Origin of the sequence: Phaeobacter sp. CAU 1743 (assembly GCF_039839315.1) — a bacterium.
GTDB classification, from domain to species: Bacteria; Pseudomonadota; Alphaproteobacteria; order Rhodobacterales; family Rhodobacteraceae; genus Phycobacter; species Phycobacter gallaeciensis_A.
This window is the reverse complement of record NZ_JBDOQR010000060.1, coordinates 15,549-29,151: the sequence shown is the minus strand read 5'-3', so window position 1 is coordinate 29,151 and position 13,603 is coordinate 15,549. Positions and strand designations below refer to the sequence as shown.

13 protein-coding genes and 2 pseudogenes are annotated in these 13,603 nt (G+C 60.0%); 3 read left to right on the top strand and 12 right to left on the bottom strand.

Annotation, left to right across the window (positions count from 1 at the left end; translation table 11 throughout):
- Positions 1–127: 127 nt before the first annotated feature.
- Positions 128–726: pseudogene (locus AAFO90_RS19195) on the top strand (transposase); the annotation flags it as partial.
- Positions 727–793: 67 nt separating this feature from the next.
- Here the strand turns inward: AAFO90_RS19195 and AAFO90_RS19190 are convergent.
- The 6 genes and pseudogenes from AAFO90_RS19190 to AAFO90_RS19165 form a co-directional block, all read right to left on the bottom strand.
- Positions 794–1,063 (bottom strand): annotated as a pseudogene (locus AAFO90_RS19190) (DNA-3-methyladenine glycosylase I); the annotation flags it as partial.
- Between the two features lie 305 nt (positions 1,064–1,368).
- Positions 1,369–1,824, bottom strand: coding sequence for a PaaI family thioesterase (locus AAFO90_RS19185; protein WP_152467132.1), 456 nt, complete (start codon positions 1,822–1,824; stop codon positions 1,369–1,371).
- 21 nt (positions 1,825–1,845) lie between these two features.
- A complete protein-coding gene (locus tag AAFO90_RS19180) occupies positions 1,846–2,571 on the bottom strand; it encodes a helix-turn-helix domain-containing protein (protein ID WP_152467133.1) in 726 nt (241 codons plus the stop codon).
- A complete protein-coding gene (locus AAFO90_RS19175) occupies positions 2,555–3,409 on the bottom strand; it encodes an SDR family oxidoreductase (RefSeq protein WP_152467134.1) in 855 nt (284 codons plus the stop codon). The genes AAFO90_RS19180 and AAFO90_RS19175 overlap by 17 nt, the downstream gene beginning before the upstream one ends.
- A complete protein-coding gene (locus tag AAFO90_RS19170) occupies positions 3,406–5,343 on the bottom strand; it encodes an AMP-binding protein (RefSeq protein ID WP_197918524.1) in 1,938 nt (645 codons plus the stop codon). Before AAFO90_RS19170 ends, AAFO90_RS19175 begins: the two co-directional genes overlap by 4 nt.
- Before the next feature lie 115 nt (positions 5,344–5,458).
- Positions 5,459–6,220 carry a glucose 1-dehydrogenase gene (locus tag AAFO90_RS19165; RefSeq protein ID WP_152467136.1) on the bottom strand — a complete coding sequence of 254 codons (762 nt, stop codon included), beginning with the start codon at positions 6,218–6,220 and terminating at the stop codon, positions 5,459–5,461.
- 88 nt (positions 6,221–6,308) lie between these two features.
- On the opposite strand from AAFO90_RS19165, the gene AAFO90_RS19160 reads away from it, so the two are divergent.
- The gene (locus AAFO90_RS19160; RefSeq protein WP_347510401.1) at positions 6,309–7,709 is read left to right on the top strand and encodes a TetR/AcrR family transcriptional regulator; all 1,401 of its coding nucleotides are present in this window, start codon (positions 6,309–6,311) and stop codon (positions 7,707–7,709) included.
- On the opposite strand, the gene AAFO90_RS19155 is transcribed toward AAFO90_RS19160, so the two are convergent.
- From AAFO90_RS19155 to AAFO90_RS19130, 6 genes are read right to left on the bottom strand one after another with little or no spacing between them, the layout of a single operon-like run.
- Entirely contained in the window at positions 7,691–8,092 is a 402-nt protein-coding gene (locus AAFO90_RS19155) for a PaaI family thioesterase (RefSeq protein ID WP_028093915.1), read from the bottom strand. The genes AAFO90_RS19160 and AAFO90_RS19155 overlap by 19 nt on opposite strands.
- On the bottom strand, positions 8,092–8,574 hold the full coding sequence (locus AAFO90_RS19150) for a PaaI family thioesterase (protein ID WP_027264417.1): 483 nt from the start codon (positions 8,572–8,574) through the stop codon (positions 8,092–8,094). Before AAFO90_RS19150 ends, AAFO90_RS19155 begins: the two co-directional genes overlap by 1 nt.
- Before the next feature lie 12 nt (positions 8,575–8,586).
- On the bottom strand, positions 8,587–9,390 hold the full coding sequence (locus tag AAFO90_RS19145) for an enoyl-CoA hydratase-related protein (RefSeq protein WP_152467137.1): 804 nt from the start codon (positions 9,388–9,390) through the stop codon (positions 8,587–8,589).
- Entirely contained in the window at positions 9,383–10,237 is an 855-nt protein-coding gene (locus AAFO90_RS19140) for an SDR family oxidoreductase (RefSeq protein ID WP_057796873.1), read from the bottom strand. Before AAFO90_RS19140 ends, AAFO90_RS19145 begins: the two co-directional genes overlap by 8 nt.
- Before the next feature lie 9 nt (positions 10,238–10,246).
- Complete coding sequence (locus AAFO90_RS19135; RefSeq protein WP_152467138.1) at positions 10,247–11,446, bottom strand: acyl-CoA dehydrogenase family protein; 1,200 nt, start codon at positions 11,444–11,446, stop codon at positions 10,247–10,249.
- Positions 11,447–11,459: 13 nt separating this feature from the next.
- Positions 11,460–12,674, bottom strand: a complete 1,215-nt coding sequence (locus AAFO90_RS19130; protein WP_152467198.1) for an acyl-CoA dehydrogenase family protein — start codon at positions 12,672–12,674, stop codon at positions 11,460–11,462.
- A gap of 138 nt (positions 12,675–12,812) precedes the next feature.
- On the opposite strand from AAFO90_RS19130, the gene AAFO90_RS19125 reads away from it, so the two are divergent.
- Positions 12,813–13,598 carry an enoyl-CoA hydratase-related protein gene (locus AAFO90_RS19125; protein WP_043753629.1) on the top strand — a complete coding sequence of 262 codons (786 nt, stop codon included), beginning with the start codon at positions 12,813–12,815 and terminating at the stop codon, positions 13,596–13,598.
- Positions 13,599–13,603 lie beyond the last annotated feature (5 nt).

The following is a 13,603-nucleotide window of genomic DNA, read 5'->3' as shown; positions in this document are numbered from 1 at the left end:
CTGCTGATCGCCTCACAGCAACACGTCAGAGAGGTGGCCGGATGTTCCGGATTCAGTGGCCAGGTAAAATCGGTAGGGGTGGCCGGATGTTTTTGGAATGGGTGGCCGGATCAAACCGGATTACGCAGCCGAGACGTTCTGGACCGATTTCCTGCGCGACCTGGTGCGCCGCGGACTGAACGGGGTGAAGCTGGTGATCAGCGACGCACACGAGGGGATCAAGGCTGCCACGGCGCGTGTCCTGTCCACCACCTGGCAGCGCTGCCGCGTGCATTTCCAGCGAAATGCGCTCGCCCATGCCGGCAAGAGCAGCCGTCGCGTCATATCAGCCTTCATCGCCACCGCCTTCGCCCAGCCGGACCATGCGGCGGCCAAGACCCAATGGCGAAACGTCGCCGACCAGATGCGGGGCAAGCTGCCCAAGCTCGCGACCCTCATGGATGGCGCCGAGGAGGACGTGCTGGCCTACATGACCTTCCCCCAGCAACACCGGGCGAAGTTACACTCGACCAATCCGATCGAACGTCTGAACGGCGAGATCAAGCGGCGCACCGATGTCGTCGGGATCTTTCCCAATGAAGCCTCGATCCGGCGTCTCGTCGGCGCGATCCTGATGGAGCAGACTGAGGAATGGGCCGTCCAGCGCTCTCGCTACATGACACTGGAAACCTTGGGCCCGTCTGCGATGATCCCATCGTCAGCCTGCCTGCCGCGCAGACGGACTGACCAGCTCGGCGCGCCGAAAACCAGCTGGCCAGCCTTGAGCTACACCACCAATTGGGACGTGATCGATGAATGCGGCGAAGGAGCCTTCCTCTTGGACGACCTCGAAAGTACGGCGAGCGTTGTTGATCACGGCTTCGATCTTGCCTCGATAGCGAACAATTCCTTCATCGGCAAGTAGGCGCTTAATATCGTTGTCGTCAAAGTTCGCAACTCCCCGAAAGTCGAACCCGGCGAAGGCAGCACGAAAGTTCTCGCGCTTGGCCGGAATGGTGCGCCAGCTCCGCCCTGACTGGAAACTCCGGCGTGACGGCAGCCCATCGGCACCGTGGGCGTCCATCCGTTCCAATTACGGTTGCAGCATCAGGCCGCTGCCGCATAAACTTGAACAGAAACTGAACCAGATCCTCCGTTACGATACAGTCTCAGCTCTCCGAAAAACCCTGACGAGGGACAATCGGCGACCGCACTGCTAAAGGCTAACATTACCGCTTGGCAGGTCTGAACCTGCTGGCGGCGATCTGGATACCGCGCGCGCCTACGGGAAACGGTTGGCCGAGGTCGCGAGCCGCTGGAACAGCTGATCCAGCTGTCTGAATAATCGGCCCGGCCGCCCGGATCGGATGTGCTGCGGCCGGGTTGCGCTCAGTCCGCGACCCCCGCCCGCCCGATCAGCGCCATGAGCGTTCCGGTCATCGTTGCGACGAGCTTTTCATCCTGGCTCTTCACGGCATAGGCACGCGCCTCGCATATGGTCAGCGTCCTGCCTGGTTTCACCACGTCAGCGACGAAGCGAAACCGTTCGCCGTCCGCCGGGTTGAGTAGGTTGATCTTGAATTCGGCCGTCAACACTGCCGCGTCCGCTGGCATCAGCGAAAAGGCCGCGTATCCGCAGGCGCTGTCCAGCGCTGTCGACAGGATTCCGGCATGCAAAAACCCATGCTGCTGGGTCAGTGCAACCTGATGTGCCATTTCCAGAACGATGCGGCCGGGTAACAACTCGGCAATGCTGATCCCCAACGTGTTCATCACCTTCTGGCGATCGAAACTGTTGCGCACGCGTGCGTCATAGTCGGGGTTTTTCGGTTTGAATTGTGTCATGGCGGGTCTTCCTCTTCGATTTCATTCGTCAATGACCAATCTTAGGCGGTCTTTGAGGCGCGTATCTTGTAGCGAAAGGTCAAAACGACGCGGAATAGACAGAGCGCGCAACGCGCCGGGCGGTTTGCCGGCGAAGATCCGGCAAGCGGCGGACAAGTGAGATTGATCGTAGTATCCGGCGTCCAGCGCCAGATCGCTCAGCAGCAGGGTCTTTGACGCAAGCTGCCCGAGAGCCCGGCGAAAGCGTCGCAAGGTCGCAAGCCGCCGCCGCGACACGCCGGTTTCCGCCCGCACCTTTCGACGTTTGGTCCGGTCGCTGTAAGCTCCGGTTGGTGCGGCAAAGCGCAGGTCTCTCGCAAGGCCGTCAAGCACCGCGATGAGCGCAGGCAGGTCATCGTCCCCGTTCTGAACCCGGGCCAGTTCTGAGGCCAGCATGTCCAGCCCTTTGGAGTCGGGAAATCGCTGCGGTCGTGACGACAGTCGCAGCCCGGCCACGACACCCAGGAATGGCCTTGGGCGGGGCGAAAAATAGGGGCGCGGTTCTGCCAGCGATACGCGCCCGCCGCCGCTGTCGTCGCGCGTTACCGAAAGGGTAAAGAGGTCGGTTGCGAACCGCCCGTGTCCACCACCGCTCAGCACACCGGTATCGCGGAACACGAACAAATGGTCGATCTGTTTGGCCGCTTCCTCAGGCGGAGCCAGTTCGAGATAACGCGGCGGCTCCATCAGGTTACTTGACGAAAGCATCCCGGTTCTCGGCGACGAAATCGGCAAATCGGCGCGCCGGGCGTCCCATCACATCACTGACCGTGGTCTCGATGCCGGCAAGGTAGCCCTTGGGCGCGATGGAAGCCAATTCGACCATGGCTCTGGCGACCTCGTCCTGCATTCCGCCAGCCACCATGCCCGCCTTGGCATTTTCGGCCGACAGGGACACGCACGACACTGTTCGTCCCGTCACCCCGGACAGAAGGGCCGCGATGTCATCCCCTGCAAGAGCTTCGGGCCCGGTCAGGCCAAGAGCCTTGCCTTCGTAACCCGGAGCGGTCAGCGCCTCGGCGGCGACATCCGCGATGTCGCGGGCGTCGATCCAGGCCACGGGGCCGCCCAGATCGTCATAGTACACGGCGTCCTTTGCAATGTTGCCGGCCTGCCACAGCAGGTTCTGCATGAAATAGGTCGGCTGGACAAAGGTCCAGTCAAGGCCGCTTTGCTTCAGCAGCTCCTGGGTTTCGGAATGCCACTTTCCAAAGGTCAGCCCCGCCTTGGGCGACGCGCCAAGCCCCGTGGCCACAACGATATGGCGCACGCCCGCGGCCTTGGCCGCCTCGATCACGTTCGCCTTCCACTGGCGCATGTTCAGATGGGCAGGCGTGACCAGGTATATCTTTTCTGCCCCGTCACAGGCCCGCGCCAGCGCGGCAGGGTCCGTGAAATCCGCTGCGACCGCCTCGCATCCTTTGGCCCTTAGCGCATCTAACTTGGAGGGGGCGCTGGTGACAGCGCGCACGGACGCGCCTTTTGCCAGAAGCGTATCGACGAGGGGCGCGCCAGTCGTGCCCGTGGCTCCGAAAACAGTGATCATGACTTTTCCTTTTGCAGGTCTGCGATGGGCTGAATGGTTTCCGGGTTGCTGATCGACGACAGATCGCCCGGATCTTCACCGAGAAAGGCGGCACGCACGACACGGCGCATGGTTTTCATGCTGCGGGTCTTGGGCAGCGCTTCGACAAAGTGGATCTCGCGCGGGCGGAAGGGCTTCGAGACGATCTCTCCGACACGATCCTTGAGCCGGTTCACGAGCTCCGCGTCCGGCGACACATTTGGGGCCGCCACGCAGACGCAGACGACGGCCACGCCCTTGATGTCATCAGGTGCCGCGATGGCAGCGGCGTCCACCACCTCTCCGGTTTCGGTCAGGGCCGCCTCGATCTCGGGCGGGCCGATGCGTTTGCCGGCGATGTTCAGCGTGTCGTCCGACCGGCCCAGGATATACCATGTCCCGTCCGGATCGCAGCGCACCCAGTCGCCGTGCCGCCAGAGGCCGGGGAAGGTGGACCAGTAGGTTTCAAGGTAGCGATCGCGGTCCCCCCAGATGGCCGGGGTCAGACCCAGAGGCGGCTGGGTCACGACCAGTTCGCCGACCTCGCCCGGTGCGGCTTCGCTGCCGTCCTGGCGCAGAACCTTGGCCCCGACACCCAGGGCCTGGGCCGAAAATCCGCCGGGCTTGAGCTCGTGCAGCACGGTCGAGGTCAGGATCGCGCCAAAAAGCTCGGTCCCGCCCGAGATGTTCAGCGGCACGGCGCGGCGGCGACAGATATGATCGAGCTGCCAGAGCCAGGCATCCTCGGTCCAGGGCTCGCCGGTCGAGGCGACGATGCGCAGGGACGACAAGTCGTAGCCCGACAAAGATTCAGTATCCTGCGTCATGAACTGCCGTACCAGGGTCGGGGCCACGCCGAGATGCGTGACCTCCATCTCGGACGCAAGACGCAACAGCCTGAAGGGATCGCCGGGCATTGATGGTGCGCCCTCGGCCAGCACCAGAGTCGAACCGGACAAGAGCACCGACAAAAGGGTAAGCGGTCCCATGACCCACCCCATGTCGGTCATCCAGAGGTGCCGGTCATCCCGTTTCATGTCGAGGCAAAGCAGGAAATCGGCCGTGGCCTTGGCCTGCACGCCCAGATGGGTATGCACGACGCCCTTGGGCCGTCCGGTGGTGCCTGACGTATAGGCGATCAGAAAGGTGGCTTCGGCCTTGACCGGAACGGCGGCAAGCTCCGGACTGGCGCGGCCCACGGTTTCGCTCCAGTCCAGATCGCGGGCGGGATCGGCTACCGCACCGCCGAACCGTCGCAGGCTGATCACGGTATGAACCGATGGCACGTCGGTCAAAGCCTGGGCGAGGCTCGCCTCCATCCAGACCGGCTTGCCTCGCCGGGGTGTGGCATCCGCTGTCAGCACCGCCACGGCATCCGCGTCGTTCAGGCGCGATACGATGGCATGAGGCGCAAAACCGGAAAACAGCGGCACCGCAACCGCGCCCAGCCGGGCAATCCCCAGAAGCGCGGCCTCGATTTCGGGGATCATCGGCATATAGATGCCCACCGCCTGACCGGGCCTTACACCGCGCGTGGCAAGGGCCGAGGCAACGCGGGAGGCTTCGGCGGTAAGGTCGGAATAGGTCCAGCGGCGGCGGCTTCCGTCTTCGCCGACCCAGTCGATTGCGACCTTGTCGCCCAAGCCATCGACAATTCGGGCGTCAAGACAGGTTTCCGTCAGATTCAAAGTACTCCCGACGGCCCACCGGATCGATTCGGGCCCTTCGGAGATATCTCGCAACCGGCTGTAGGGCCGCGCGAACCGTATCCCGGCATGGTCAATGATCCGGCCCCAGAACCAGTCTGGGTCTTCATTCGAACGGCGGACGAGTTCCTCGTAACTGTCAATGCCGCAGCCCGTCAGAAATGCGGTCAGAGTGCTTGTCCGCTGGATGTCAGAGCCTGGCTGAAACATTCGCAACCTTTCTAGAATGAAAAAGGGCCGCACAAAAGGCGCGGCCAGTCGGGGAGGTAACTCTTTTGGCACGGTTTGGCAGCAACGCCTGGTGTCCGGCGCTGCTGTCATGGCTTCAACCGTGCATGGACAAGCCGCCCGAAACCGAAATCACCTGGCCGGTAATGAACCCTGCGTCGTCCGACGACAGGAAGCAGATGATGCCAGGGTAATCCGTCGGCTGCGCCAGGCGCTTCATCGGAATCGCCCGCTTGAGACCTTCGGCGATCTTTTGACCTGCCTCGCCCTCGGCAAATTGAGCGAACAGAGGTGTGTCGGTCGGTCCCGGGGCGACCGCATTCAATTGTATACCTTTGCGCGCCAGCTCGCGCGCCACGGTCTTCGTGAACGAAATGATGCCGCCCTTGCAGGCTGAATAAACCGCCTCGCCGGATGACCCGACACGACCAGCGTCAGAGGCGATGTTAACCACGCGACCGCCGCCGCTCTTGACCATGCCCGGAAGCACCGCGTGATGCATGTTGAGCGGGCCGTAAAGATTGATGTCGATAACCTTTTTCCAAAGATCGGCATCGGTGTCGAGAAACATTCTGCTGACGTCCCAGCCGGCGTTGTTCACCAGCACATCAATCGGGCCGCCGGATTCGAACTCGGCCACCGCCGTGTCGACTTGACTACGGTCGGTGATATCTACCTTGAAGGCCTGCGCCTTCCCGCCAGCCTCGGTGATCAGTCGGACAGTTTCCTCCGCCCCATCCTTGTTCAGATCGAAAACGGCAACTTCGGCGCCCTCTTCGCCGAACCGTTCGCAAACTGCGCGGCCAATGCCGCTTCCACCGCCGGTCACAATGACCCGTTTTCCACTCAACCCTCGCATGGAGGTCCTCCTCTTCCGATAAACCTTTGTCAAGAACTTGATTCGGAACGTTCCTTGGATTATTCTAACATTTGTTAGATTTAATGCAATGGACAGTCTCGTGTCCCGCAAGTATCGAAATGAAATGGTACACAAGACTGACCCCCCCAGGACACTGAGCGAAGACTTGAGCAAGTCTGAGAGGACACGTGAGGGTATCCTTTCGGCGGCTGCGCGACTTTTTCGGTATGAAGGCTATCACGCAACGACTATGCGCGACATCGCGCAGGAAGCTGGCATTGAGGCCGGCAGCATTTATTATCATTTTCAATCCAAGGACCAGATTCTGAGCGAAGTTCTCGATCTTGGCGTCCGTCAACTATATCAGGCGGTCAGTGAAATCGTTCGGTCGGCACCGACAAGTTCGGAGGATTTTCGCAAGACTTTCGGACTGCTGATTGAAACACACCTTGCCTACCTATTGACCGACAGCGACTTTACGTCAGCCAATATTCGGAACTATCCGATGTTGTCGGACGAAACACGCGCCCCGCATCGCGAATTGCGTGCATCATATGCGGGTGCCTGGGGCAAATTCCTGAATGACGCCAAACGCGCCGACCACCTTCGAAGCGACATATCCACTGCTGTGATCCGCCAGTTCATCCTGAGTGCCATGAACTGGACCGTAGAATGGTACGATGTCGACTCGTATCCGGTGCGCATACTCGCGGAACGAATGAGTAAGCTGATACTTGACGGAATGTGTCCACATCGCAAGGCGGATACCGAAGGCTTGAAGCTGTGCCCCGCCACTACCGCCAAAACCCCGGATCCCGACAGCAAGGCGGCTAAGACCCGTGCAGAAATTCTAAAGGCCGCAGCGCGCATTCTGAGGGACAATGGCTACAAGGCGACCACGCTGAGAAAGATCGCGGAAGAAGCGGACATGAAAGCGGGCAGCGTCTATTACCATTTCAACTCCAAAGAAGCGATCGTTGACGAAGTTCTAAACGCCGGACTGAGGGACTTGCTATCAGGTGTCGAAGCCGCCGTTCGGAAATTCGATGCCCCGTACGATCATCACGCCAAGATAGCGACTGCAATCTGGGCGCACCTGGATTTCCTCTTCAAGGCAAGTGAATTCACCTCGGCGAATATCAGAAGCTATGGAATGCTCCCCAATCATTTCAGGGAGAGGCACAGGGGTATTCGCCATGAGTATGGAAAACTCTGGGATCGGATACTCCGTGAAGCTCAGGACGACGGTGCCATACGGTCGGATATCAAGATCGTCCCCTTGCGCCAAGTGATGTTGGGTGCCTTAAACTGGACGGTGGAATGGTTCGACCCGAACAAGGCAGGAGTGGAAGGATATCTATCACTGCCTGAATTCTCCAGCATGCTCATCAATCTGCTATTGGAAGGCATTTGTAACCGGGAAGCGACCCCGTCCACAGGACAAGGTAGCCCTGAAAGCGGTTGCCCCGGTCAGACCAGAAGGAAGTGATACAGCCCTTCGGCAACCGCCTTTTCCCGATCCGTCTGCCAGCTGAGCACGCTGACGCTTGCCATCCGCTTGCCTTTGCGCGTGACGTTAGCGCGCGCAAAAAGCGGTCCCTTCACACCGGGTCTGAGGTAATCGACGGTCAGGTTGATCGGCTTGGCCGGAACGTCGGCGAAATCGGGCTGTACCGCGATGGCGGCAGTGGCCTCCATAAAACTCGCGATTATGCCGCCATGGTAGTACTCCATGATCGGGTTACCGATATGGCGGTCATCAAAGGTCATTTCCGCCTCAGCATGGAGACTGTCTAGACTTCTGACCTCAAAGTTGAGAAATCGGAAGAACGGCACCCGGGATACATTGGCATTGACAGTTTGCACGTCCATCACGAGGTTTTTCCTTTTGTCATTGCGTCAAACAGGCTGGTTTCGCCGCGCGTCAATGCAAACGAGGCGGTTCCCCTAGCTATTTCAGCATCCTCATGGCCCGCGAACCAGACGCTGCCGGAATTGAAGGCGATGTGGCGGGTCTTGCGAAAACAATGCGCTTGAACGATGACATCCGCGCGCGAACGGGCCGGGCGCAGGTAATCAACTCTGAGGTCAAGAGTGGCCATGGTACTGACGCCTTCGATGGCAACAAAGTTCGCCAGTCCAAAGACACTGTCCAGAAGTGCCGTCAGGATACCACCGTGGAGCAGCGATTGTTCCGCATCGACGCAAAAGTCCGGATTGAACGGCATCCGAACCCGAACACCTTCCGTCGAGACCTCTTCGATCTCAAGCGCCATATGCGTTATCAGACCCTTGCCGCGCGCATTCCACATCTGCGCGATTTGCTCCATCTTCTTTTGGGTGATGTCTGACATGCGATCTTTCCTTTAACGCCCCGTGAAATTGGGTTTTCGTTTTTCGACGAACGCAGCAACCGCCTCGTGGTGGTCTTCGGTCTGATGCATGAGCGCCTGATAGGCCGCCGCGGAATTCAGGAAATCCGGCAGGTCCATCCGTTCGGCATTGCGCATCAGACGCTTGGCGACCCGCACCGCGCGCGGCGGTTTCGCGGCGATGACAGCGGCCCGTTCACGGGCCCGTTCCATCAATTTTTCATGAGGCACAAGTTCAAGCACCATACCAAGCTCCAGCGCTTCCTTGGCCTCGACCATGCGCCCCGAGAAGGTCAGATCGGCGGCCTTCTGGTGGCCCAGACGACGCAACAGGAACCAGCTGCCCGCATCGCCCGGAATGATTCCGAGATTCAGAAACACCTCGCCGAACCTTGCTTTTTCTGACGCGATGCGCATGTCGCACATCATGGTCAGGTCGCACCCCGCGCCCACCGCCGGGCCGTTGACTGCGGCGATCGTCGGAATATCCATGTTGTAGAGCGCAAGCGGCAGCCGCTGCACCCCATCAACATAACTCTGCGCCGCCGCCAGCGGCTCCTTGCGGAACACGCTGTCGGGATCGTTCATCTCCTTGATGTCCCCGCCTGCACAAAAGGCCGGGTCGGCCCCGGTCAGGATCATCACGCTGACCTGAGGATCGGCCTGCACCTTGGCGAAGGTCTCCAGAAGGGCAGCGATCATGTCGTTGCCGGTGACCGGGTTGCGCCGCTCGGGGTCGTTCAGCGTAACCGTAGCGATCCTGTCGGAAATCTCCAGAAGGACGGGCTGTTTATTCATTCTTGCCATCTCCCCGTTCGCGTTTCTCGAACATCGCGGGGTTGATCATGTCCCGCGCGTCATGACCCATATGCAAGGTTTCACCGCCGTCTACATAAATGTCTTCTCCGGTGATGAAACCGCCAAGTTTCGAGGCCAGGAAAATGATCGTGCCTGCGATGTCCTCGGCCGCCCCCATCCGGTTTAGCACCGAGCGGTTCAGCTTTTTCCACTGTTCCGGCGGAATCGGATAGCGGCCAAGCGCATCGGTCTTGATCGTGCCCGGCGCGACACAGTTCAGCCGGATGCCGTACTCGCCCCATTCGGCGGCCAGCGTTTTCATCATGCCCGTCACACCGGCGCGGGCGGCGACGGTGTGTGTAAAGCCGGTAAGCGCGGTGCGCGCAGAGATGGCGGTGACAAACACAACCGATCCACCATTGTCGTACATGAAGTGATCCGCCGCTGCCCGGGTCATCTGCCAAGATCCGATCAGGTTGTTGCGGATCACGGCTTCGAAGCCCTTGTTGGTGATATCGCGGGCGGCCGCGATATACTGGCCGCCGGCATTGTTCACCAAAACATCCAACTGCCCATAGTGGTCCTTGATCCGCCCCATCGCAGCTTCGATACTGTCTTCGTCGCGGGTGTCTCCGGGCACGACAAAGGCCTCGCCCCCCGCCGCCCGGATCATTTCGGCGGTCTCTTCCAGCGGCTCTTCGCGGCGCGCGAACAGCGCAAGCCTTGCCCCGCAAGCGGCCATTTCGATCGCCGTCGCCCGGCCCATTCCAGATCCGGACCCCGTGACCAGGGCAACTTGACCCGCCATGAGATCCGACGCGTAACGCCTTGATTTCGCTTCGCTCATGTTCCGCCCCTAGTTCTTCAGCAATTCGCCAGAGATGATGAGTTTGCGAACCTCCTGGGTGCCTGCGCCGACCTCAAGCACGCGACCGGTCCGGTATAGCCGGTTCACTTCTGTATCACGCATGTAACCCGAGCCGCCGTGAATCTGGACAGCTTTGTCCAGCACGAAGGATGTCGCCTCAGCGGCCTTGTAGATCGCCGCAGCGGTGAGCTTGTGTATTTCGCCGCGCCCGCCTTCGCCCTCTTCGAGGCCTTCACACATGGCAGCGGTGCGCAAGGACAGGCTCCGCGCGGCCTCGATCTGCGTATACATGTCGGCCAGCATCGCCTGAACCATCTGAAAACTGGCGATCGGTTTGCCGAATTGCTGGCGTGTCTTGGCGTAATCGATGGAAATATCCAGCGCCCGCTGCGCAATGCCCAGAGCGTTGAAACAGACGATGGCACGTTCCAGATCAAGTCCGGACATGGTAACGGCAACCCCGCCATCCAGCTTGCCGACCATGTTTCTGGCCGGAACACGGCAATCTTCGAATACCAGTTCGCCCGTCGGCGAGCCCCGGAATCCCATCTTGTTCAGCTTCTGCGCCACCTTGAAACCGGGCGTGTCGGTTTCCACGATAAAGGCGGAAATGCCCTTGGCCCCTTTTTCGGGCGATGTCTTGGCATAGACCAGCACCAGATCGGCAATCGGCCCATTGGTGATGTAGATCTTGGCGCCGTTCAGGATGTAGTCGTCGCCATCCTTTTTGGCCGTGGTCCGCATCGAGCCAAGCGCATCAGACCCCGCGCCGGGTTCGGTCAGACCCAGGGCACCCACCAGCGTGCCGTCGCACAGACCTGGCAGGTATTTTCGGCGCAACTCGTCATTGGCGTTGCGATAGATATTATTGACGCAGAGGTTGTCGTGCGCCACATGGGTCAGTCCGATGGCCGCCGAGGCGCGCGACATTTCCTCGGTGATGATACAGGCCGAGGTAAAATCGAGCCCGGCACCGCCGAATTCCGTCGGCACGTTCAGTCCCAGGTAGCCCATTTCGCCCAGCTTGGGGAAAACCGAAGACGGCAGGTCATCAGTATCGTCCATTTCCGCATTCAGATGGTGGAATTCGGACATGAAGAACTTGCCGGCCTGATCGGCCAGGGCCTGCTGTTCGTCCGTCATGAAATGTGTTGGCAGAGCGGTGTCGTTGCGCAGTTGCTTGTTCATTGTCTCGTCCCCCTCAGGCGCGCAAAAGTTCTTCGGCAATGATGATCTTGCGGACTTCGCTTGTTCCCGCGCCGATCTCCAACAATTTGTTGGCGCGGAACAGCCGGTTGATCTCGGTGTCCTGCATGTAGCCAGAGCCACCATGAATATGACAGGCTTCGGTCACCGCCTTGTTGAATGCCTCGCCTGCGTAAAGACAGGCCGCCGCGGTCAGTTTGTGGATTTCGCCACGGCCCCCGGCCCCTTTTGGTAGGCCCGTACAGGCGGCCAGTGCCCGATAACCGAATGCGCGCGCGGTTTCGACCTCGGTGTAGATCTCGGCCAGTTTCGACTGCATCATCTGGAAACTTGCAATCGGTTTGCCGAATTGTTCGCGAATCTTGGCGTATTCCAGCCCTAGTTCCAGGGCGCGTTCGGCCATGCCAACGCAGACTGAGGCAACCATAGCACGCTCCAGATCCAACCCGCTCATTACCACCGAAACGCCGGTGTTTTCCGGTCCAACCATGGCGGATGCGGGTACGCGGCAATCCTCAAACACCAGTTCTCCGGTTGGCGAGCCGCGAAAGCCCATCTTGTCAAGCTTTTGCGCCACCTTGAAACCGGGATTGTCCGTCTCGATGATGAAAGCAGAAATGCCCTTGGCGCCCTTCGACTTGTCGGTTTTGGCATAAAGCAGGATCACATCGGCAATGGGGCCGTTGGTGATGTAAATCTTCGAGCCGTTGATGACATAATCATCACCGTCGCGGCGGGCAGTTGTGGCCATGGATCCGAGCGCATCGGATCCCGCACCCGGTTCGGTCAGGCCCAAAGCACCAACCAGCTCGCCCGAGCAAAGGCCCGGCACGTATTTCTTCACATGCTCTTCGGATCCATTGCGCAGCAGGTTATTCAGGCACAGGTTGTCATGCGCCCCGTGTGAGAGGCCCACAGCCGGATTCCACTTCGAAATCACCTCGGACACCAGCGCCTGGGTGAACTCGTTCTGTCCCGATCCGCCAAGCTCTTCGGGTGCGGTAATCCCCAGCAGGCCCAGCTCGCCCATCTGCTTGAACAGATCATCGGGCCACCATTCCTCGTCATCCATACGCGCTTGCAGTGGGTGTAGCACCTCGCGCGACACCCGATCCACGTGATCGACGATCTGCCGTTGCTCATCAGTCAAAGAATAGTTCGCCCTGATGGCTTCCAGATCAGCCGAGATGGCCTCACTTTGAGTGGTCATATCATCCTCCCGAAAAATGTCGTCCGCCGTGTTGACCAAAATCAAACATATGTTAGAAAATAGATCAAGCCAAGCTTTTGACGACCTGACGTAAGAAAGCGCGGTGTCCTGCAATACAGAGGGGGGGGAGCTTCGGAAATGACTGAGAGCGTTGTTCAATCGCAGGCGCTCGGCAAAGAAGTGCGTATCACGATTCGACGTCCTGACAATCGAAATGCCCTCAACCGTGAGGTCGCAGACGGGATCATGGCCGCCATATGTGCTGCCGAGAGGGACAGCGATTGCCGCGTGATCGTTCTGACCGGCGAGGGCGAGCGCGCCTTCTGTGCCGGGGGCGACATCAAGGCGGGGGCGGATGGCGGCCCGTTTGTTCAGGATCCGGCGGACCCGGATCATTTTGCCGGAAGGTTGTTCGAGACGATACAGGCGTGCCGAAAGCCAACGATCGCGCGCATCAATGGCGTCGCTATGGGGGCAGGAGCGGGCATCATCTGTGCCTGCGATCTGGCTGTGATGGCGGATCATGCTCGCATCGGAACGCCGGAAGTGAAGGTGGGTCTGTTTCCCATGACGATCGTGCCACCCATGATGCGCGTGCTGCCCCGGCGGAGGCTGATGGAGATGTTCATCACCGGCGTTCCTCTGACGGCCGAGGAAGCCCTGCAGTTCAATCTGGTCAACTATGTGACCGATGCCGCGGGGCTGGACGACAAGGTTGCAGAACTGGTTGCCCAGATCGCCGCGCAGTCGCCGAGCGCGATCCGGCTGGGAAAATACGCCTGTCACGCGATGGAGGACATGACCTATCCGCAGCAGATGCGGTTTGCAGAAACACTGTTACCGCGTGTGGCGCAGACCGAAGACGCGCGCGAAGGCTTTGATGCCTTTATTGAGAAGCGCAAACCCGAATGGACGGGCCGCTGATCAAA